The organism is Agarivorans sp. TSD2052 (assembly GCF_023238625.1).
Taxonomy (GTDB): domain Bacteria; phylum Pseudomonadota; class Gammaproteobacteria; order Enterobacterales; family Celerinatantimonadaceae; genus Agarivorans.
The window spans coordinates 4,099,124-4,120,298 of sequence record NZ_CP096670.1 but is presented as its reverse complement, the minus strand read 5'-3'; the positions used below and the strand labels follow the sequence as shown (position 1 = coordinate 4,120,298).

At 45.3% G+C, this 21,175-nt stretch carries 23 protein-coding genes; 18 read left to right on the top strand and 5 right to left on the bottom strand.

Features of this window, described 5'->3' with window-relative positions; genetic code table 11:
* Nucleotides 1-105 precede the first annotated feature (105 nt).
* Nucleotides 106-336, top strand: coding sequence for a hypothetical protein (locus tag M0C34_RS18855; RefSeq protein ID WP_248713196.1), 231 nt, complete (start codon nt 106-108; stop codon nt 334-336).
* A gap of 176 nt (nt 337-512) precedes the next feature.
* Here M0C34_RS18855 and pckA read toward each other — a convergent pair whose 3' ends face one another.
* From pckA to hslR, 3 genes are all read right to left on the bottom strand, one after another.
* Nucleotides 513-2,138, bottom strand: coding sequence for a phosphoenolpyruvate carboxykinase (ATP) (gene pckA / locus M0C34_RS18850; RefSeq protein WP_248713195.1), 1,626 nt, complete (start codon nt 2,136-2,138; stop codon nt 513-515).
* A 178-nt stretch (nt 2,139-2,316) separates the two neighbouring features.
* On the bottom strand, nt 2,317-3,198 hold the full coding sequence (gene hslO, locus M0C34_RS18845) for an Hsp33 family molecular chaperone HslO (protein WP_248713194.1): 882 nt from the start codon (nt 3,196-3,198) through the stop codon (nt 2,317-2,319).
* 12 nt (nt 3,199-3,210) lie between these two features.
* Complete coding sequence (gene hslR, locus M0C34_RS18840) at nt 3,211-3,606, bottom strand: ribosome-associated heat shock protein Hsp15 (protein ID WP_248713193.1); 396 nt, start codon at nt 3,604-3,606, stop codon at nt 3,211-3,213.
* Between the two features lie 256 nt (nt 3,607-3,862).
* Here hslR and gspC point away from each other — a divergent pair, with 256 nt between their 5' ends.
* The 12 genes from gspC (at nt 3,863) to M0C34_RS18780 (ending at nt 15,184) form a co-directional block, all read left to right on the top strand.
* A complete protein-coding gene (gene gspC, locus M0C34_RS18835; RefSeq protein WP_248713192.1) occupies nt 3,863-4,753 on the top strand; it encodes a type II secretion system protein GspC in 891 nt (296 codons plus the stop codon).
* A 19-nt stretch (nt 4,754-4,772) separates the two neighbouring features.
* On the top strand, nt 4,773-6,872 hold the full coding sequence (gene gspD, locus M0C34_RS18830) for a type II secretion system secretin GspD (RefSeq protein ID WP_248713191.1): 2,100 nt from the start codon (nt 4,773-4,775) through the stop codon (nt 6,870-6,872).
* A 65-nt stretch (nt 6,873-6,937) separates the two neighbouring features.
* Nucleotides 6,938-8,410 carry a type II secretion system ATPase GspE gene (gene gspE / locus M0C34_RS18825; RefSeq protein ID WP_248715666.1) on the top strand — a complete coding sequence of 491 codons (1,473 nt, stop codon included), beginning with the start codon at nt 6,938-6,940 and terminating at the stop codon, nt 8,408-8,410.
* An 8-nt stretch (nt 8,411-8,418) separates the two neighbouring features.
* The gene (gspF, locus tag M0C34_RS18820) at nt 8,419-9,639 is read left to right on the top strand and encodes a type II secretion system inner membrane protein GspF (protein ID WP_248713190.1); all 1,221 of its coding nucleotides are present in this window, start codon (nt 8,419-8,421) and stop codon (nt 9,637-9,639) included.
* A 27-nt stretch (nt 9,640-9,666) separates the two neighbouring features.
* On the top strand, nt 9,667-10,107 hold the full coding sequence (gene gspG, locus M0C34_RS18815; RefSeq protein WP_248713189.1) for a type II secretion system major pseudopilin GspG: 441 nt from the start codon (nt 9,667-9,669) through the stop codon (nt 10,105-10,107).
* 1 nt (nt 10,108) lies between these two features.
* A complete protein-coding gene (gene gspH, locus M0C34_RS18810) occupies nt 10,109-10,699 on the top strand; it encodes a type II secretion system minor pseudopilin GspH (protein ID WP_256469292.1) in 591 nt (196 codons plus the stop codon).
* Entirely contained in the window at nt 10,696-11,058 is a 363-nt protein-coding gene (gene gspI / locus M0C34_RS18805) for a type II secretion system minor pseudopilin GspI (RefSeq protein ID WP_248713188.1), read from the top strand. The genes gspH and gspI overlap by 4 nt, the downstream gene beginning before the upstream one ends.
* Nucleotides 11,058-11,777, top strand: a complete 720-nt coding sequence (gene gspJ, locus M0C34_RS18800; RefSeq protein ID WP_248713187.1) for a type II secretion system minor pseudopilin GspJ — start codon at nt 11,058-11,060, stop codon at nt 11,775-11,777. Before gspI ends, gspJ begins: the two co-directional genes overlap by 1 nt.
* Complete coding sequence (gene gspK, locus M0C34_RS18795; protein WP_248713186.1) at nt 11,777-12,766, top strand: type II secretion system minor pseudopilin GspK; 990 nt, start codon at nt 11,777-11,779, stop codon at nt 12,764-12,766. The genes gspJ and gspK overlap by 1 nt, the downstream gene beginning before the upstream one ends.
* Nucleotides 12,763-13,965, top strand: a complete 1,203-nt coding sequence (gene gspL / locus M0C34_RS18790) for a type II secretion system protein GspL (RefSeq protein WP_248713185.1) — start codon at nt 12,763-12,765, stop codon at nt 13,963-13,965. Before gspK ends, gspL begins: the two co-directional genes overlap by 4 nt.
* On the top strand, nt 13,962-14,432 hold the full coding sequence (gene gspM / locus M0C34_RS18785; RefSeq protein WP_248713184.1) for a type II secretion system protein GspM: 471 nt from the start codon (nt 13,962-13,964) through the stop codon (nt 14,430-14,432). Before gspL ends, gspM begins: the two co-directional genes overlap by 4 nt.
* Complete coding sequence (locus tag M0C34_RS18780; protein ID WP_248713183.1) at nt 14,429-15,184, top strand: type II secretion system protein N; 756 nt, start codon at nt 14,429-14,431, stop codon at nt 15,182-15,184. The genes gspM and M0C34_RS18780 overlap by 4 nt, the downstream gene beginning before the upstream one ends.
* A gap of 44 nt (nt 15,185-15,228) precedes the next feature.
* On the opposite strand, the gene yrfG is transcribed toward M0C34_RS18780, so the two are convergent.
* Nucleotides 15,229-15,891, bottom strand: a complete 663-nt coding sequence (yrfG, locus tag M0C34_RS18775; RefSeq protein ID WP_248713182.1) for a GMP/IMP nucleotidase — start codon at nt 15,889-15,891, stop codon at nt 15,229-15,231.
* Between the two features lie 75 nt (nt 15,892-15,966).
* Here yrfG and nudE point away from each other — a divergent pair, with 75 nt between their 5' ends.
* The 3 genes from nudE (at nt 15,967) to M0C34_RS18760 (ending at nt 17,894) form a co-directional block, all read left to right on the top strand.
* Complete coding sequence (gene nudE / locus M0C34_RS18770; protein WP_248713181.1) at nt 15,967-16,533, top strand: ADP compounds hydrolase NudE; 567 nt, start codon at nt 15,967-15,969, stop codon at nt 16,531-16,533.
* Nucleotide 16,534: 1 nt separating this feature from the next.
* The gene (cysQ, locus tag M0C34_RS18765; RefSeq protein WP_248713180.1) at nt 16,535-17,350 is read left to right on the top strand and encodes a 3'(2'),5'-bisphosphate nucleotidase CysQ; all 816 of its coding nucleotides are present in this window, start codon (nt 16,535-16,537) and stop codon (nt 17,348-17,350) included.
* Nucleotides 17,351-17,486: 136 nt separating this feature from the next.
* Nucleotides 17,487-17,894, top strand: coding sequence for a c-type cytochrome (locus M0C34_RS18760; RefSeq protein ID WP_248713179.1), 408 nt, complete (start codon nt 17,487-17,489; stop codon nt 17,892-17,894).
* Between the two features lie 78 nt (nt 17,895-17,972).
* Here M0C34_RS18760 and ylqF read toward each other — a convergent pair whose 3' ends face one another.
* Complete coding sequence (gene ylqF / locus M0C34_RS18755) at nt 17,973-18,917, bottom strand: ribosome biogenesis GTPase YlqF (RefSeq protein WP_248713178.1); 945 nt, start codon at nt 18,915-18,917, stop codon at nt 17,973-17,975.
* A 237-nt stretch (nt 18,918-19,154) separates the two neighbouring features.
* Between ylqF and M0C34_RS18750 the strand changes: the two genes are divergently transcribed.
* Nucleotides 19,155-19,841 carry a hypothetical protein gene (locus tag M0C34_RS18750; protein WP_248713177.1) on the top strand — a complete coding sequence of 229 codons (687 nt, stop codon included), beginning with the start codon at nt 19,155-19,157 and terminating at the stop codon, nt 19,839-19,841.
* A 129-nt stretch (nt 19,842-19,970) separates the two neighbouring features.
* Nucleotides 19,971-21,095 carry a M14 family metallopeptidase gene (locus M0C34_RS18745; protein ID WP_248713176.1) on the top strand — a complete coding sequence of 375 codons (1,125 nt, stop codon included), beginning with the start codon at nt 19,971-19,973 and terminating at the stop codon, nt 21,093-21,095.
* The last annotated feature ends 80 nt before the right edge of the window (nt 21,096-21,175 follow it).

Genomic DNA, 21,175 nt, shown 5'->3' with positions numbered 1-21,175 from the left:
AGTTTGATTTTGTGTTGAAGTTGGCATTATTCCATTTGTCGGTGGGTGTGCTTTAGCAACAATACATATAATTTTACTTATGCCACGGTAGTTCAAGGAGGACTTATGAGGCAAAAACGGTTAACAAAGTGGGTACTAATTTTACTCTCGGCTGGGCAAATGGCGCTGGCGAGTATGACAATGGCTGCTGACCTACCTGCACCTTTTTTCCCTGCGGGTCTTAGCGCTCCTGCGGGCTTGTTATTACCGCCTCCACCACCTCCACCAGCTCCTGGAGTAGGCAGTGGCGGAAGTGGTTCTGGCGGTGGTGGTACAATATTCGCTTCACCGAGCTAAGCACATTAGCCAGTAAGGTTATTGTAAAAAGAGGCTAGCAGTTGCTAGCCTTTTTTTTGTCTCGCTATATCGCTCGCAGTTTACCGCTTATAACGCCATGTGGTTTAGTGGATAAAAAAATGCCAATGGGTATTATCCCACTGGCATTTATAACTTACTGTTTTATTGTATATTTATCAGTCTAGCTGAGGGCCTGCTGCCACTAAGGCTTTACCTTCTGCGTTGTCAGTGTATTTGGCAAAGTTTTTGATAAAGCGATTGGCTAAATCATCGGCTTTGCTTTCCCACTGCAGTGGATCTTGGTAAGTATCACGAGGATCTAAGATGTCACTGTCTGCACCGGGTAAGGAAGTAGGCACTTCTAGATTAAACACTGGCAAGATTTTCGTTTCTTGCTGCTCAATTGAGCCATCTAAAATGGCGTCAATAATCGCGCGTGTATCTTGAATTGAAATACGTTTACCTGTGCCGTTCCAACCGGTGTTAACCAAGTAGGCTTCTGCCCCTGCTGCTTCCATGCGTTTTACTAGCACTTCAGCATACTTGGTTGGGTGTAGCGTTAAGAACGCGGCACCAAAACATGCAGAGAAGGTGGGGGTGGGTTCAGTAATGCCACGTTCAGTACCGGCGAGTTTGGCGGTAAAGCCAGACAAAAAGTGGTACTTGGTTTGCTCTGGCGTTAACTTCGCCACTGGTGGAAGTACACCAAAGGCATCAGCGGTTAAGAAAATGACTTTCTTAGCGTGACCTGCTTTAGACACAGGTTTAACGATGTTTTCAATATGATCAATCGGGTAAGAAACACGGGTGTTCTCGGTTTTAGACCCATCGTCATAATCAACACTAGCATCGTTACGCACCGTAACATTTTCTAATAACGCGTCGCGTTTAATCGCCTTGTAAATGTCGGGCTCGGCTTCTTTACTTAACTTGATGGTTTTGGCGTAACAGCCGCCTTCAAAGTTAAATACCCCTTCGTCATCCCAACCGTGCTCATCATCACCAATTAATTGGCGCTTAGCATCCGTAGATAAGGTGGTTTTACCGGTGCCTGATAGGCCAAAGAAAATGGCGGTGTCGCCATCTGCGCCTACGTTGGCAGAACAGTGCATTGAAGCGATATCATTTAGCGGTAGGTAGTAGTTCATCATGGCGAACATACCTTTCTTCATTTCGCCGCCGTACCATGTGCCACCAATGACTTGCATTTTTTCGGTCATATTGAAAACGGTAAAGTTTTCAGAGTTAAGGCCTTGTTTTTGCCAGTTTTTATTGGTGGTTTTAGAGCCGTTCATCACTACGAAGTCTGGTTCGTAGTCAACTAACTCTTCCGCTGTGGGGCGGATGAACATATTGGTAACAAAGTGAGCTTGCCACGCGACTTCAACAATAAAACGCACTTTTAGTCGAGTGTCTGGGTTGGCCCCACAGAAGGTATCGACAACAAATAAACGTTTACCCGACAACTGGTCGGTCACGGTTTTTTTGAGCTCGACCCATACCGAGGGATCAATCGGTTTGTTATCGTTTTTAGCTTGTTCACTGGTCCACCACATGTTGTCGCGGGTCGCGTCATCTAAAACGATGTATTTATCTTTGGGGGAACGTCCGGTAAAGATACCGGTATCAACCGCAACAGCACCTGATTTGGTTACAATTCCTTTTTCATAACCAGTGAGTTCGGGGCGGGTTTCTTCTTTGAATAGTTCTTCGTATGAGGGGTTGTACACCACGTCCGACACGTCTTTGATGCCGTATTGAGCCAGGTCGATAACCTGATCTTTTTCTGCAACGTCAAGCATAGCAGTCTCCTGTAGGTAGAGAGGTAAGATTTATATTATATTTTTATTGGTGTTGGCTTTGATTCTATCCCTTTAGAGGTGCTAAAAAGAGAGGGGGGTCAAATTACCAGCACTTTTTTTATGGTTATTGTGGTTCTAATCAGGAAATGCGATTGACACCGCATTTCCTTAGCTCAGTCTAATGAATTTTGGCAGGGTTTGTCGATATATTGCGCGTGAAAATGTTTTCAACGTCGGCTTCGTTAAATTTGTAGTCATGTCCACAGTAGTCACAATGCATCGAAATGTGACCGCGTTCATGGCAAATTTCGAGTAATTCTTTGTGGTCAATATTGCTTAATGCTGTTTCACAGCGCTCTTTGGAGCAGCTGCACTTAAAGCACACGTCTTGCGGCTCATATAAGCGAACTTGGTGCTCATGGTATAAGCGATACAATAATTGCTCGGCGTCTAGCTCAAAGCTTTCTTGGGCTGTCGTGGTGCTACTTAAGGTGTTGATCAGCTCGAAGTGCTCACTGTCTTGTTGTTCACTGCCCGGTAACGCTTGTAAGAATAAGCCGCTAGCATGTGGGCGACCGTCAAACATGCCGGTAAATAACCAAATACGCGTATTTAGCTGTTCAGATTGCTGAAAGTAGCTTTCGATACTGGCGGCAACCCCTTCTGGCTCAATGTTTACAATGCCTTGGTAGCGCTCTCCTTGAGTAGGGCTTATCGTAATCACGATGTGTCCCTTACCCACTAACTCGGCAAAGCTGATTTCTGGGTCTATGGCCCCGTCATAGCGTGCAATACCGCGCATCTGTTGCTGGTCTGTACCACTTACCGCTATCACCTTTAATGGCCCATCGCCTTGTAACTGCACCGTTATATCACCTTCAAATTTCAAGGTGGCGGTTAACAAGCAAGTGGCGGCGAGCAATTCCCCTAGCAGTGATTGCACTGGCACTGGATAGTTTTGCTGTTCGATGATTTCTTGGTAGCTTTGCTGCAGCTGCACCAATTCGCCACGCAAGTTGTATTCTTCAAAGGTATAACGGTTGAGTATGTCTTGCTTCATGTTTAGACCTGACTATTTTTGTTTAAACTGAATAATTTGCCGACGTTGTTTTTTATCTGGTCGACGTTCGGGGCTAGTGTTTTGTGCCATGAGCTTTCTTTGCATGGCAAATTCTTCACGCTTTTTAACGCTTTGTTCAGTCTCTTGATAAAGTAACTGAGCTTGTGGCGCGGGGCCGCGTTTATCACTGACTTGCTGAACAATAATTTCGATTTGTTGCTGCCCTTGCCAAAGGCTAATGGTAGCGCCAACTTCTACAGTTCGACTCGGTTTACAGCGCTGCTGATTGTAGTGAACTTTACCGCCCATCACCATGTCGCGTGCTAAGCCTCGCGTTTTATAAAAACGTGCCGCCCATAACCACTTATCTATACGTGGTTGCTGAATGTTAGTAATTTGAGATTTCATTCGAAGTCTTAGCTGGTTTATGTATTAACTGTTAAATTATATCAGCTTTATAGAGGCGCGCGATGTTCAAATTAAATGTGTGAAATTGTAGAGAAACCACAAAAGTGTAAAGAATCGCAATTTTTCTATCTATAGTACTTGTTCTGCGTGCAACTCTCTTTAGAATGAACTGCATCTATATTTGGCGGGTTGCCAGACATACCAATAAGGATAATCGATATTCGGTCAACGATGTCAGTTGTATTATAGCTAATAAATGGATATTAAATCTTTTTCTACTCAGTGCGCGCATTATCTGTCGTCACCTAAAAGTAGCGCATTAATTACCTTATTGCTGCTATGCCTAGCGGCTTACCAACTCGCTAACATTACTTGGTTACTTATTCCAAGTAAGTCTCAGTCTTTTAGTTGGGTGCCCCAGCAAGTAAATGCAGTAAAAAGTAGTGCTCAAGTTGATTTGAGTCGTTTAACGGCGCTGAACTTGTTTGGTGAGTATCAAGCCAAGCCGCAAGCCAAATCTGTTGCTACAACATCTACCACTGAAGCGCCAAAAACATCGCTTAAACTGACCCTTTCTGGTTTAGTGGCAAGTAGCGACCAATCTAAAGCCTTAGCCATTGTTGAACACAAAGGTAAGCAACAAACTTACGGTGTAGAAGAATCTATTAATGGCACTAAAGCGGTCATAAAAGAGATTCAAATAGATCGTATTATTTTGTTGCATCGAGGTGTTTATGAAAGCTTGTTACTGGATCCTGACGACAAATCGTCAAAGTCGAGTTCTGCCAGTAATAATCGTAAAAAGACCAGTGCTAAATCAAAGTCTGCAGTGGCCTCTAGTAAGGTAAATGTTAAAGAAGTTTTGAACGATCCATCAAAGTTGACTGATTACATTCGAATTTCACCAGTGCGTAAAGATGGAACCCTAACTGGATATCGAGTAAACCCAGGGAAAAATGCGGGTTTATTTAAACAAGTAGGCCTTAAAGCTAATGATTTAGCGGTGGCCTTAAATGGATACGACTTGCGCGACAACGCGCAAGCAATGCAAGTAATGCAAGAAATGGCCGAGTTAACGGATATTACCGTGACTGTAGAGCGCAATGGCCAATTGCAGGATGTGTTTTTTAGCCTGCCTGATGAATAAGTACCGGAGAGTTTTTTACATGAAGTTGCAAGCGTTACGCTTTGTTCGCCGCGCCCTGGTGGGTCTAATTGGATTAGGCCTATGTGGGGTGGTAGGTGCCACTGAATTTTCGGCAAATTTTAAGGATGCCGATATCAATGAATTAATTACTACGGTAGGGCGTAATCTTAATAAAACCATCATTGTTGACCCCGCGGTTCGTGGCAAAGTTAACGTGCGAAGCTATGACCTACTCACCGAAGAGCAGTACTACCAATTTTTCTTAAGCGTATTAGATGTATATGGCTTTGCTGTGATTGATATGCCAAATGGTGTGTCAAAGGTGGTAAGAGCTAAAGACGCTAAAGCGGGCGCGATTCCGGTTGTGGATCGCGATGACCAAGCCACGGGCGATGAAATGGTCACTCGTGTGGTAGCAGTGAAAAATGTATCAGTAAGAGAGCTGGCGCCTCTGTTACGTCAACTTAACGATAATGCCGGTGGCGGCAACGTGGTTCACTACGACCCTTCAAATGTGATTATGCTAACGGGGCGCGCTGCGGTGGTAAACCGCTTGGTAGAGATTATTCGCCGTGTCGATAAAGCAGGTGACCAAGAGGTTGATATTATTCGCCTTAAGTTTGCATCGGCGGGTGAACTGGTGAGAATTTTGGATTCATTAACCGCCAATACTGGTGCTAAAGGCGCCAGTGCTAGCTTGTTAATTCCTAAAGTGGTGGCCGATGAACGAACCAACAGCATTGTGGTATCAGGTGAACCCAGTGCCAGAGCGCGCATTGTGCGCTTGGTTACTAAGTTAGACAGCGAACTACAAACCTACGGTAATACCCGAGTATTTTACTTGAAGTATGCCAAGGCTATTGATTTAGTGGACGTGCTAAAAGGGGTGAGTGAAACCGTGACCGCTGAGGCTGCAGGAGGCTCTAAAAAAAGCAGCTCGTCTAACTCTCGTGGCAATTTCTCCATTGAAGCTCACGAAGATACTAATGCCTTAGTGATTACCGCTCAGCCTGATAACATGCGCACGCTAGAAGGGGTGATTAATCAGCTCGATATTCGCCGCGCGCAAGTCCATGTAGAAGCGATTATTGTTGAAGTGGCAGAAGGCGACGGGGTGAGTTTGGGCGTGCAGTGGGCGACTCAAGCGGGTGGTACTCAGTTTAATGACTCTGGTGTTTCAATCGGTGAGTTGGGTGCAGGTATTTATGATGCTCAGCCAACCAAAGGTAGCACCGTATGTACCGGCGAAACCTGTACGGTTAACCCTGACACTCCCGGCGACATTTCTGGTTTAGCCAGCTCTTTAGCTAAAATCTCGGGTGCGGCCTTTGGTTTTTACGGGGCTGACTGGGGCGTACTCATTCAAGCGGCTGCTAATGATTCGCGCTCTAACTTATTAGCTACACCGTCTATTACGACCATGGATAACATGGAAGCCTATTTCACCGTAGGTGAAGAAGTACCGGTATTAACCGGCTCTGCCTCTAGTAGTAGTAACGATAATCCCTTCACCACGGTTGACCGTAAAGAAGTCGGGATTAAGTTAAAAGTAACGCCACAAATAAACGAAGGCGATGCCGTGCAGCTCACCATTGAGCAAGAGGTGTCTAAAGTACAAGGGCAAACCTCGGTAGACGTGGTATTTGCGAAGCGCCAATTACAAACCACAGTGTTGGTTGACAGTGGTGACACCATCATTTTGGGTGGTTTATTAGACGACCAAATTGAAGAAAGTGAATCTAAAGTACCATTACTGGGTGATATTCCGGTACTTGGCCACTTGTTCAGGTCTACCAACTCGAAGAAAACCAAACGTAACCTGATGATCTTTATTCGTCCGACCATTATTCGCGATTCGGTGACTATGCAAAATGTGAGTTCGCGTAAATATAGCCAAATCCGCGCTCAGCAATTGCTACGTGAAGAGTTAGGGGTGGCATTAATGCCTGAAACTAAGGTGCCAGTATTGCCTGAGTTTAATTCGGTAGAAGACGTATCACCTGAAGTTCAAGAATATATCGATTTCTTAAAAGACAAGAACGAGCGCCTAAAGAAAGAAGAAGCTGACAAAGCCGCCAAACAAGAAAGCGCTAATCCAAAGCAAGTGAGTGCTGAGTAATGGATTTAGAAGCAGAGCTTAATTCGCTAGAGGATGAAAAGGCGCTGGTGTCTGATACGCCTCATATGGAAGGCATTGAAGGCTGGCAGCTGCCTTATATGTTTGCTAAAACCTATGGCGTAATGTTAGAGAAACAACACAATGCTTGGCGGGTTTACCATAATTCAAGCCTTGAGCTCAATGCGCTGTTAGAAATTCGCCGAGTGTTACAACACGAGTTTGAGTGTGAAGCTTTATCTGATGATGAGTTTGAGCAACGCCTCACCGAAGGTTACCAGCGAGACTCTTCTCAAGCGCGTCAGTTGATGGAAGATATCGGCAACGATATGGACTTCTACACTCTGGCTGAAGAACTGCCAGAAAACGAAGACTTATTGGAGTCAGAAGACGACGCGCCAATCATTAAGTTGATTAACGCGATGTTAGCTGAAGCGATTAAAGAAGGCGCCAGTGATATTCACATTGAAACCTTCGAGTCTATTTTGGTGATTCGTTTTCGTATTGATGGTGTATTGCGCGAAATATTACGCCCTCACCGTAAGCTAGCCGCCTTATTGGTGTCTCGTATTAAGGTTATGGCGCGTTTAGATATTGCTGAAAAACGCATCCCTCAAGATGGCCGTATCTCATTACGTATCGCTGGGCGCGCGGTGGATGTGCGTGTATCAACCATGCCATCTAGCCACGGCGAACGGGTGGTTTTACGTTTATTAGATAAAAACAATGCTCGCTTAAACTTGGCCAATTTAGGCTTGGTTGAAAAACACCGAGATGTGGTGAGCGAGTTACTGAAAAAGCCACACGGCATTATATTGGTAACCGGCCCAACCGGTTCTGGTAAAAGTACCACCTTGTACGCTGGCTTAAGCGAAATTAACAGTAAAGACCGCAATATTCTTACCGTAGAAGATCCCATCGAATATAACATTGAAGGGATCGGCCAAACTCAGGTTAATACCAAAGTGGATATGACCTTTGCACGCGGTTTGCGGGCCATTTTACGCCAAGATCCTGATGTCGTGATGATTGGTGAAATTCGTGACTTAGAAACCGCTCAAATTGCGGTGCAAGCGAGTTTAACCGGACACCTAGTATTATCTACCTTGCATACCAATACGGCCATTGGCTCGGTCACGCGTTTACGGGACATGGGGGTTGAACCTTTCTTATTGTCGTCGAGCTTGCTAGCTGTGTTAGCGCAACGTTTAGTGCGTACCTTGTGCCCAGAGTGTCGCGAAGCCCACGTGGTGAGTGAGCGCGAGCATCAGTTACTCGATATTGCCAAAGACGCAACGGTATATCGGCCGGTAGGGTGCGAGCACTGTAATAATACCGGTTATCGCGGCCGAACCGGTATTCATGAGCTATTGCCAGTTAACGATGAAGTGAGAGAAATGATCCATTCAGGCAGTAGTGAGCAAGACATAGAAGCATTGGTGCGCAGCAGTTGTCCCAGCATTCGCCAAGATGGTGTTGCTAAGGTGCTGCTAGGTATTACTAGCTTAGAAGAGGTATTGCGGGTTACCCGCGAAGGATAGTTAGCCTAATGCCAGCATATGAATATCAAGCCTTTAATGCGAAAGGTAAAAAGTCTAACGGCGTATTAGAAGCCGATACTCCTCGTCAGGTTCGCTCCAGCTTGCGTGAGCAGGGGCTTACGCCGCTGAAAATTACTCAGGTGGCAGAGCAAGGCCAAAAAGAAAAATCTAGCTTTGTCGCTGTGCGCCGCAAGGTCAGTACTTCTGATTTAGCGTTATTAACCCGTCAATTAGCCACGTTGGTGGCCGCCGCCATGCCGATTGAAGAATCATTAAAAGCGGTGGGGCAGCAATGCGAAAAACCTAAACTCAAAAGTATTATTTTGGGGGTACGCGCCAAGGTAGTTGAAGGCTATAGTTTGGCTGACAGTATGGCCGACTTCCCCGATGTGTTTGAAAAATTGTATTGCTCGATGGTGGCTGCGGGAGAAAAGTCGGGCCATTTAGATAAGGTACTTGATCGATTAGCCGACTATACCGAACAACGACAAGCAATGCGCATGAAAACCATGCAAGCGCTGATCTACCCAGCAGTGCTTACCACCGTGTGTGTATTAGTGATTGCTATCTTGTTGGTATCGGTGGTGCCTAAAGTTGTTGCCCAGTTTGAACATATGGGGCAAGAGTTGCCCAATGCTACTCAGTTCCTTATTTTTGTCAGTGAGTTAGTCAGTAATTATGGGCTAATTTTTGTGGTGGTCATTGTATTAGCCATGGTGATTTGGCAGCGTTTGCTACTAAAAGACAATATAAGAATGGCCTGGCATAAGCGCATTTTGTCGCTGCCCGTCGTGGGCAAAGTGAGTAAAGGGCTAAATACCGCTCGCTTCGCCCGCACCTTAAGTATTTTAAACGCCAGTGCGGTACCCTTACTCGAAGGTATGGGCATTGCTGGTGAAGTACTGACCAACGATTATGCTCGTGCTCAAGTACTCGATGCCGCCGCTAAAGTTCGCGAAGGGGGCAGCCTGCACCAATCACTTGAGGCGACTAAATTGTTCCCACCAATGATGTTACACATGATTGCCAGTGGTGAGCGCTCAGGAGAATTAGAAGGAATGCTTGAGCGAGCTGCCGATAACCAAGATCGCCAGTTTGAGATGCAAGTAAATATAGCGTTAGGGATATTTGAACCCGCCTTGATTGTGACTATGGCTGGGGTTGTGCTATTTATCGTAATGGCGATTTTGTTGCCTATTTTAGAACTTAATAACATGGTTGGGTTATAACCCATACTAGGATTTCGGAGTAAGAACATGCAAAAGTTAAAGGGTACCCGCTCAGCTAGCCAAGGTTTTACTTTGCTAGAAGTGATGGTAGTAATTGTTATTTTGGGTATTTTAGCTGGTTTGGTGGTACCAAACTTGTTGGGTAATAAAGAAAAAGCCGACATTCAAAAAGCGAAAACAGATATTATCGCCCTAGAAAATGCCTTAGATATGTATCGTTTGGATAATTCGCGTTACCCAACAACAGACCAAGGCTTAGATGCGTTGGTGACTAAACCTAGTTCAAGCCCAGAGCCTCGTAACTATCCAGAAGACGGCTACCTACGTCGCCTACAAAAAGACCCTTGGGGTAATGATTACATTTTAATTAGCCCAGGTGAAAAAGGCCGCATTGATATCTTCAGTGCCGGTTTTGATGGTGAAGAAGGCACTGATGATGACATTGGTAACTGGAATTTAGACCAGTAAGTTGCGCCAACCGCGGATAAGTTCTCGTTCACGCCAGCAAGGTTTTACCTTGCTGGAAGTGATTTTAGTACTGCTGTTAATGTCGATAGGCATTTATTCGGTAGTGATGTCGGTGTCTGGCACTAGTGAACAGAAAGTGATTGAGCAGCAAGCCAAGCGTTTAGCAGCCTTAGTACAATATGCCCAAGAGCGAGCCTTGCTTACCGGTTATGACTACGGAGTCTTCAGTGACGCTGAAAGCTACCAATTTGTGCGAATGGAAAAGCAACGCTGGGTAAAAATTGAAGACCGCATTTTTAAACCGCAAACATTCGAATTACCCTATTTTTTGGAACTCAACCTTGAAGATACCGATCAGCAAGAGCAAAGTTTTGGTACTGGCAGCTTGGGTTTTGAAGACAATAGCTTATTTGAAAAAGATTTTATCACCGAAGAAGTAACACAAAGCATTATTCCGCAGGTATTGGTGCTAAGTAGCGGCGAAGTCACACCGTTCACCCTGATATTTGCCTACGAGGATAGTAATAACCGTTGGGCGGTCAGTAGTGATGATTTGGGGCAACTCAGTATTTCTCGAGAAGAGTCGCAATGAAAACACAAGCCGGGATGACGCTATTAGAAGTGATGGTTGCCTTAGCGGTATTGGCCATCGCGGGAACCGCAGTGATGAAAAGTGCCTCTGAGAATTTGCGCAGCCTGAGTTATCTCGAAGATAAGTCATTTGCCCTTTGGATCGCCGATAACCAAATGGCCGAGTTAAAACTGAGCAATACTTGGCCTGGCACATCCAGTAAAAAAGGTACTACCCGGTTTGCCGATAACGACTGGCATTGGCGCTCGCAAGGCGTGGCAACTGCCGACAGCAACTTTATTGCCGTCACCATTTCTGTGTATCGCAACGCCGAAGAGAAAACAGCGCTGGCCGAAGTTACTAGTTATGTGAGTCGCTGATGAAACAACGCGGATTTACTCTCTTAGAAATGCTAGTGGCAATTGTTATTTTTGCCCTACTCACTATGGCTGCTTATCAGGTGCTGCAGGGGGTTATGCGCAGTGATGAAATTTCACAAAAACACGGAGAGCGTTTGCGTGAGTTGCAGCGGGCGATGTTTTTGATGCAGCGTGATTTTAATCAAATGGCCCCTCGCGCAGTGCGAGATGAAACCGAAGAACAGCGCCCCTTAGTCTTGGCCGGGAAATACTTGCTAGAAAGCGATGACATGGGCATCGAGTTTGTCACCTTAGGTTGGCGTAACCCGGCTTCGGTGCTCAGGCGTTCAAATGTTCAAAGAGTTGCTTACCTGCTAAAAGACGAAAAGTTAGTAAAGCGTTTTTATAACTACCCTGATGCTGTGGTGGGTTATGAACCCAGAGAAATGGTATTACTCGACGGTGTTGAAGAATTAAGTTTTCGCTTTCATGGCACTACAGGTTGGAGCGATGAGCTTTCCAATACCAGTAAATTACCTCGTGGCGTAGAAGTAACGTTTAGGCATAAAGTCTTTGGAGAGTTACGCCGCGTGTTCTTAACTCCTGAAGGAAGCCGTGCCCCAACGGCAACCCAAGCGCAAGAAGAGTTAGACAGTAATGCTAATCAAGGTGGTAACGATACGAGTAATGGTGGTGATGGCAACAACTCGGGTAGCCAACCTCCCCCGGAGGGCACCTAATGAACCAAGCTATTGGGTCTTTGCAACGCCAGCGCGGGGTTGCTTTGCTTACGGTGATGTTGATTTTGGCGGTAATGGTGGTGGTAGCCTCTCAATTTAGCCAGCGCTTACAATTAGACTTAGCCAGAGCCACCAATTTACAGCACTCGTTAAAATCAAATTGGTTATTGGCGGGTGCCGAAGCTTTTGCTTTCAAAGTATTAAAACAAGACTTGGAAGATGACGACCGGGTGCATCTTGGTCAATATTGGGCAACCGAAGGCATGGTTTTTCCGGTGGAAGACTCAGTAATCAAAGGACAAATGATTGATTTACAAGCCTGTTTTAATCTTAATGCGCTAGGTCAGCCTAATAAAACTGACGGACAGCCTCCTAAAGTTGCTGATCAGTTTATCGGTTTATTGGTGGCTGTTGGGGTAGATGCTTATACCGCAGAACAGATCACCGATGCGACTAGAGATTGGATTGATAGCGATACTATTCCACACCAACAAGGTGCAGAAGATAGCACCTACGAAGGTTTAAGCCCGGCCTATTTACCGTCGAATATGCCGATGGTTGACCGCAGTGAATTTCGAGCAGTTTATGGGGTAACTGCGGCGATTTATCGCCGCGTAGCGCCCTATATCTGTGCCATCCCTGAAGCAAGCTTAGCCATTAATGTGAATACTATCGCTGTGGACCAGCCTCAACTGCTAGAAGCCTTGTTTTATCCTGATCTAGATAACACTGGCGCGCAACAAGTCTTGAATGACCGACCCGATGAAGGCTATCGTACCTTGGATGAGTTAATGACCCATCCAGCCTTAGCGCCAATCCCCTTAACGTTGCCGGGCTTAAGGCAGACACTTTCATTGAATTCAAATTATTTTATGGCGAAACTGCAAGTAGAAAATGAACAAGGACAAGCACAAATGACCAGCGTTATTCAACGCAGTGGCACCTCTGATCTTAAGCTAATCCGCAGAAGTTATGGAGGTGAGCTATGAGCGAGCAACTGATATTGCGCTTACCCAGCAATGACAAAGATGTTATTAACTGGATTGTGTGGTCTGACAGCGAACAAGAAGTGATTGCTGCTGGGGAGCTCAGTAGCAGCGCCGAGTTAGCCTTGTTAAAAGAAAAGGCCGACCATCGCCGAGTATTGGTGTTAGTGTCTGCTGCTGATATCACTATGCACCAGTTAGCACTACCCAAAAGTGCCCAACGCTCTTGGCAGCAAGTGGTTTCTTTTATGCTGGAAGAGCAATTAGCTCAAGACCCAGATAGCTTGCACGTATGTTTAGTGGGTAAGGCAAAAGACACGATTGATATTGCCTGTGTGAGCCACCAACAAATGACGCTATGGCAAGATATGCTAGAAACGGCGGGGATCCACAGTCAAACTTGGCTGGTGGATAGCATGTGTCTACCAAAGCCCGAAGCAGGTCAAGCCTCAGCCATTCAGCTTAACCAGCAGTGGCTATTTCGCTTTAGCGATGACCATGCCATTAGTATCGACCAAAGCTGGTTATCAGTCGCTTTACCCTTGCTGGCTAACAAGTATCCAGAGTTGTCTATTCAGCATTACAGCCCAGCGCCGGAACTTGAAGTGACGGGCTTAGACTGGAGTGCTCGTTCTCCTGAATTAGCAATGAAGCTATTAGCTGATGGCAGCCATAAGAACAAATTCAATTTATTACAAGGACAATACGCCAGTAGTAATCCTTTAACCGCTATTCTAAAGCGCTGGCGTAAAGTGGCTATTGCCGCTGGTATTTGCTTTACGTTAGCGCTAACCCATCAGTTGGTAGAGACCTATAATACACAGCAACAAATTGCTGCGGTAAATGACAACATTCGTCAAGTCTATAAGCGAGTATTCCCGGAAGTGTCGCGGGTTAGAGATAGCCGGATCCGTAGTGATTTTCGCAAGGCTATAGCCGATATAGGCCAAGAGTCTCCGCAGGATTTCCTAATGATGATGGTTCACCTATCAAGCGCGTTTGATAGACACCGAGATTTAGACCCGCTGAGTTTACGCTATGACCATAGTAAGGGAGAGATCCGCTTGCAGGCTCAGGCTAAAAATTTCCAAGTATTTGAACAATTCAGACAAGCAGTACAGCCTTTTACTACCGAACAAGGCACCTTGAGTAATAAAGCCGGTGCGGTAGTAGGTACCTTAATTATTAGGAAGTCTTCATGAAACAGTGGTGGCAAAGCTTAAATAAGCGTGAACAAGACTTGGTTATGATTGCCAGTGTGCTGTGTGCAATAGCAATACTGTATTGGGGCATTTGGTCACCGGTGGTTAACGCTAATCAAAGTGCCAAACAACAATTAATTAGCCAGCAAGAAACCTTGTTATGGGCACAGCAACAAGGGGCGCATATCATCGCCAATGGACGTTCTGCTAAAAGTGATGCTTCGGTGAAGGTGAGCCAAGCAGTCAGTAGCACGGCGCGTCAGCAGCGTATTACGATTACTCGCATTCAACCAAGAAATGAAGAAGTAGAAGTGTGGATTGACAGTATTGCGTTCAATCAGCTGTTGGCGTGGTTAGACATGCTCAGTAAACGCTACGGTATTATTGTGAAAAATGTCGATTTAGATGAAGGCAAACCTCAAGGTATCGTTGGGGTGCGTAGATTACGTTTAGGTAAGGCCGAATGAAGAAGTATATTGGTTTAGCGTTGCTATTAGTAACGGTGTATTTGGTCAGCTTAGTGGCCACCACACCCCTGGCGGTGGCGATAAATTACCTGCCCATACCCAAACAGGTGAAACTAAATCAACCTAGTGGTTCGCTATGGCAGGGTGAAATTTTGAGCGTTGAGCTACCGCAACTCACTCTAAACAGAGTGAGTTGGGACTTTAAGCCCGCCTCATTGTTGTTAGGTCGCTTAAGTGCTCAATTGACCCTCAATGATAGCAAGCAGTTGCAAGGTCAGGGTGTAGTTGGAATGAGCTTCTCAGGCTGGTTTGTTAAAGACTGGCAGTTAGAGGCCCCAGCAAGTTGGCTAATAGAGCAAGTACCACTGCCTTTGCCCTTGTCCCTAGAGGGCGATATTCAATTGGATTTAGCTGAAGCGAGCCAAGGTAGCCCGTGGTGCGAACAATTGGCCGGTCAATTACGCTGGTTAGGCCCATTAGTTGTTACTCCGCTGGGCGAGTTACCGCTAGATAATGCTAACGCTGAGTTAAGTTGCATTGATGGTCAACCAAGCATTGTGCTTAATCATAAAGATGCTCAGCTAGAACTTGAGCTGCTAGCTTCTGTTGGCCAACCTAATTGGCTGGCTGAAGGCAAGATAAAAGCGGGGGCTCAGATGCCAAGAAGTATCAGCAATAACCTTAAGTTTATTGGCCGCCCCGATCCTCAAGGTTTCTATCGGTTTAAGCAGCAGGGGCGTTTACCCCGTTAAGCAAAATAGCTAGCGGCCTCTTCGCTAGCTGTTTTAATCGCTGGTTAAGCGAGTAATTCTTTCGTGAAATGGTGGTAATCGTCAATGGAGGGGTGATGCTCAAATACCTTGCTCGCTTGCATTGAATCAGGGTTACGGATTCCTAACAAATGCTTGATACCAAACTTCTTCGCTTGATCAAGCACCCGTTCATTATCATCTATAAATAAAGTGCGTTCGGGGTCAAATGGGTGGTGTGCAATGAACGTGTCCCATAGCTCTGGCGCTTCTTTGGGATAGCCGAATTGATGAACGCTGTACAAAGTATCCAAATATTTATCTAAGCCGGTTACTTTAATCTTAGTGGTAAGGCCATCAGGGTGACAATTGGTCAGTAAAATACGTTGTTTACCTACCTGACCCAAGGCTTCTAAGAATGGTTTCACGTCGTCTCGCCACTTAATTTTGTGCTCTACATCGGTTTTCAGCTGACGAATATCTATATTGGTTTTATTGCTCCAATAATCGAAACAATACCAATCTAAAGTGCCAGACACGGTTTCATAATCAGCAAACAAGCGCGCTCTGGCTTGTTCTACGCTTACACCGTTCTGATGAGCAAACGAGATAGGCAGGTAATGCATCCAGAAGTAGTTATCGTAGTGCAAATCTAAAAGCGTTCCATCCATATCGAGTAAAACGGTGTCTATTTGGGTCCAGTCAAACATTCTTGCTCGCTAATCCTTGAGTGCTTCTAACAGCAATGTAACAATGATGGTAAGTGAATGATAGTAGGAACCGCGATGAGCAAGCATCATCCGCCTCGATTGTTAGACAGCGCAATTGCAGCCGAAAGCCGCTATTTTAAAATCGAAGAGTTACATCTTGAGTTCAGCAATGGTGAGCGAAGGTTCTACGAACGATTAGTTGGTTCAGGCCAAGGTGCGGTAATGATCCTACCGATAACAGAACAAAATGAGCTGTTGTTAATTAGTGAATATGCTGCCGGCACAGAGCGTTATGAGCTAGGCTTTGTGAAAGGCTTGGTGGATATTGGTGAGCAGCCAATTGATGCCGCCAATCGAGAGCTACAAGAAGAGATTGGCTTTAAAGCCGATAGTTTGCAACTGTTGACAGAGTTATCGGTGGCGCCAGGTTATTTCTCTAGCCATATGACAGTGTTTATCGCTCAAGGTTTAACGCCCAGTGTATTAGTAGGCGATGAACCAGAGCCGCTAGAAGTGATTAACGTTCCCTTGAATGATATTGACAGCTTATATAGTCGAAAAGAGTTTTCTGAGGCCCGCAGTGTTGCGTCATTGTTGCTGTTAGAAAAATGGTTGAAGCAGAAAAAGGCGAGAAATAAATAGGATGTTTGACCCTGCAAGTGTACTGCCTGATGTTATTGAAATAGCCCGTGGTGCGGGTGAAATTATTCGTAATATCTACGATAAAGGCGATTTTGTTAGCGAAACTAAAGAGGACGCCACGCCGGTCACCTCCGCTGATTATGCCGCCCACCATTTCATTATGGACAAACTTAGCGCGTTAACCCCCGATATTCCTATTTTGTCTGAAGAGCAAGCCGATATCTGCCTAGCCGACCGACAGCATTGGCAAACGTATTGGTTGGTCGATCCCTTAGATGGCACGCAAGAGTTTGTTTCTGGTAGTGGTGATTTCGCCACCGAAATCGCCTTAGTTCATGATAATCAACCCGTGCTAGGTGTGGTGTATGGTCCGATTGTGCAGCTGTTGTATGCAGCAGTAAAAGGCCAAGGAGCCTTTAAAGAGCAAAACGGTATCCGCACCCCTATACGCAGCCAGCATTACCAGGGTGTACCAAAACAGATCCGTGTAGCCACCAGTCGAGTGCAACGTCCTGCGCTATTACAGGCTATTTTGAATTGTGATTATCGTTATAAGCTTTACCCTCTGGGTAGTGCCAGTTTGAAAAGCTGTATGGTCGCAGAAGGTGCGGCTGATTGTTATATCAGAGTAGGGCCTACCGGTGAGTGGGACACCGGGGCGCCACAAATTATCTTACAAGAAGCGGGTGGAACATTGCTTGATTTGCACTTGCGTGACCTTAGTTACAACCTGCGTGAATCACTAGAAAACCCTAATTTTATATCATTAGGTGACCCACAATTACCTTGGCGGGATATACTTAAAAACCCAAGCTAGGTAACAAGCCAGACACATCATACTAATATTCGTTTTTACAATGGTTTAACCTCAGGGTAATAGCGGGTATAATTTTGCCAATAATGACAAGGATGCCGAATACTACGGTCAGTAGGCACGATGAGGAGAGATAAGGGTGAAGCTTTTAAACTGGAAAACATTGGTATTGTCGATTGGTTTAACAATACTGCCTTCGGCCTTTGCTGCCGATATGTCAGATGACGCGATTGCAGAGCGAATTAAGCCGGTTGGTGAAGTTTACCTTGATGGTGAGTTAGACGTCGCTAAAGCTCCCGCTGCTGCAAGTGGACCGCGTGATGGTGAAACGGTTTATAACACCTACTGTACTGCTTGTCACAGCACAGGCGCAGCAGGCGCACCGAAGAAAGGGGATAGCGCTGCTTGGGCACCACGTATAGCACAAGGTGAAGAAACCTTGTTTAATCATGCATGGAACGGCTTTAGTGCAATGCCAGCCAAAGGAACCTGTGGTGATTGTACCGAAGACGAAATTAAAGACGTTATTGCCTACATGATCAAATAAACGCTTTGCTTGAATGACAAACACCACGTATAGCGTGGTGTTTTTGTTTGTGCTGTTTACTTAACGGTAGTGCAAGCGCTAACTATTTTTACGACGCCTCATGCGCTTTTTACTCTTTTGAAGCTCTTCTACCATTTTCTTACGTTCTTCTTTTTCAGCCACAATAATCGCTGTTTCCACCTTTTCAACCGCGACCATTGCAGGCGTTTCTAGGCTAATTCTCCCAATGGTGGCATCGCGTAGCTCATTGAGAATAATGGTGGCGACTTTTACGTAGTCAACATGTCCGCCGCGTACCAGACAGCCGCGTAACTTACCGATTTCTTCCATCAATACCACTTCAGACTCAGGCAGTTCATCTAGCTTGTAGCGTGTTTTAAGTGCTTCTGGATAGGCTGCTAATAAATACTCGCAGGCAAATGCGGCTACGTCATCATAGTCCATTGCCGTGTCTTTTACGGCACCGGTTGCGGCTAAACGGTAACCACTGGCGACATTGTCAAACTTAGGCCACAGAATTCCGGGGGTATCAGATAAGATGATATTTCCGTCTAAGCGGATCCGCTGTTGGTTTTTAGTGACTGCGGGCTCATTACCTGTTTTAGCAATTTGTCGACCTGCCAAGGCATTAATTAAGGTTGATTTACCCACATTAGGGATACCACAAATCATGGTATGAATAGGCTTATCTACGCCTCCTTTATTGGGTAGCATGCTACGACACAAGGCCAATAAATCTTGAGTTTGATTGCCTTGAATTGTACATAGAGGGATGGCTTTCACACCTTGCTCTTGCTCGAAGTATTCTTGCCATTGCGCTGTAACAATGGGATCGGCTAAATCACTTTTATTCAGTACTTTGATACAGGGTTTGTCACCGCGTAAGGTGGCTACCAGAGGGTTTTCACTACTATAGGGAATGCGTGCATCCAATACCTCGATAATCAAATCGATTTTTGGCATCACTTCTTTAATTTGTTTCTGGGCTTTGTGCATGTGCCCTGGATACCATTGAATGGCCATTCCATCCCCTTTGATTTCACTAAATTGGCGCTTATTGTACTCAGTAAAGGTACAAAGTGTAGTTCTTTGTGACTATTTGCTCGCAGGCCGCGACTAAGATTGTTAACTAAGTGTCTAAAAATCTTAGTTACTGTCTATTTTTAATATTGCTGCTATGTTCAAATAAGCACAGCTCGATTTGCTTTTTTTAAGGCGCTGGTCGACCCCATATACTCAGACAATCTTAGGGAAGAGATAATGTCTATGACAGACCTACCAGATGACAGTGAAGCAGGCTCATCATCTGATCTTCAAGCGGCGGAGCCTCATCGCTCTGGCGCTAGCTTACAAGTACGTTATGAACACCATAAAGCGCGTCATCAGCATTATAAAAAGGCCTATCGGCATCTTAAAAAGTATCGATGGATAAGCTTAGGGGCCTTGGTTGTGGCGTTTACAACAGGCTTTTCGCTGATGGCTATATTGCCAACCTATAGCCAACTTCAAGATGATTATGAAGGGGTATTGGTCGATGTAAAAATCAGTGAAGATCAAAACCTATTATTGAAAGAAGCTTTATTGGCAGAGCGCAAGCATAATTTTGAACTCAACAAAGAAGCGCATCCAGAGTTACGCATTTTCGCGTTTAATACCTTAATCGCTACAGACCAGCAAAATGTGCGTTCTGCCTTTTTTGAAGCGACAGACAAGATAGGTAAGCATGTCGATGTAAACTACCAGTTGTTGGTGGCAGGGCCAATAGAGCAAGATTTGTTCTTGGTGTTGATCGATCAAACCGGAGAAGAAGTACATCAGCAAGCGATTGATTTTGGTAATACACCTCCCCAGCAAGATGAGTCGCTAACCTTAGAAGGCGCACTGTCCTTGGATAAAGATATTGACGTTCGTTATTTCAGAGTGAAACAGCTTACCCCTGATAATTAGCTATTTCCTGCGCGTGAAGCGTGCGTCATTAACTATTGCACTCAACAACCGTTATTTACAGCCTCAAATTTTGTTTATGAGGCTATACTGCCTATCAAAAATTGATCCCTTAATGATTGAGAGGCAGCGATGTATATTACCGACCATTTTGATAGTGGCAATATTCGTGTGGTGGCGTTAGACGACCCGCAAAATATCCAACTTGAAATTAAACAGGACCACCAATCAGATTTTTTTCAGTGGTTCCACTTCCGTTTTGAAGCACCTTTAGAGCAAAACTACCAATTCAATATCATCAATGCGGGTAAGTCTGCTTATGCCAAAGGTTGGCAGGGTTATCGCGTCGTGGCTTCTTATGATAGAGAAGAATGGTTTAGAGTGGATGCAGACTTTGATGGAGAGCAACTAAGCTTTTCTTTATTGCTTGAGCAGCCAAGTATCTATTTTGCTTACTTTGCGCCATATAGTTACGAGCGTCATCAAGATTTATTGCACACCATGCAGCAAGATTATCGGGTAAATCTCAATACCCTTGGGCAAAGCTTAGACGGGCGCGACATGAGTTTACTGACCATTGGTGACCCCGAGCAAGCACAACACAAAGTGTGGGTTATTGCTCGCCAGCATCCAGGTGAAACCATGGCAGAATGGTTTGTTGAAGGCATGTTAGGCAACTTGCTAGATCAAGATAATCCACTGGCCATGAAACTGTTGGAGAACACGGTTTTTTATGTGGTGCCAAACATGAACCCCGATGGCTCAGTGCGCGGCCACTTACGCACCAATGCTGTAGGAACAAATTTGAATCGAGAGTGGCAAAATCCGAGTATGGAGCGCAGCCCCGAAGTCTTTTTAGTTCGACAAAAAATGCTTGAACTCGGCGGGGACCTATTCCTCGATATACATGGAGATGAAGATCTACCCTACAACTTTGTGGCTGGCTGTGAAGGCATACCCAGTTACGATCAGCGTCATCAGCAATTAGAAGAAACCTTTAAACAAGCATTTATGGCTATCTCTCCAGACTTTCAAGACCAGCATGGTTACGATAAAGACCAGCCTGGTGAAGCCAATCTCACCATCGCTGCAGCTTGGTTAGGTGAGCAGTTTAAAACCTTGTCTTATACCATTGAAATGCCGTTTAAAGATAATGCAGACATGCCCGATGAGGCCTTTGGTTGGTCGCCAGAGCGGGCGATGCAATTGGGTTGTGACGTATTGTTCCCCATTAACCAAGCTTTGAATAAGTTGTAATGTTAATGGCCAATGCTTGGGCATTGGCCTTTTGTCAGGTTTTTTTACACTCCAGTTTTATCATTAATCATAAGCTTATT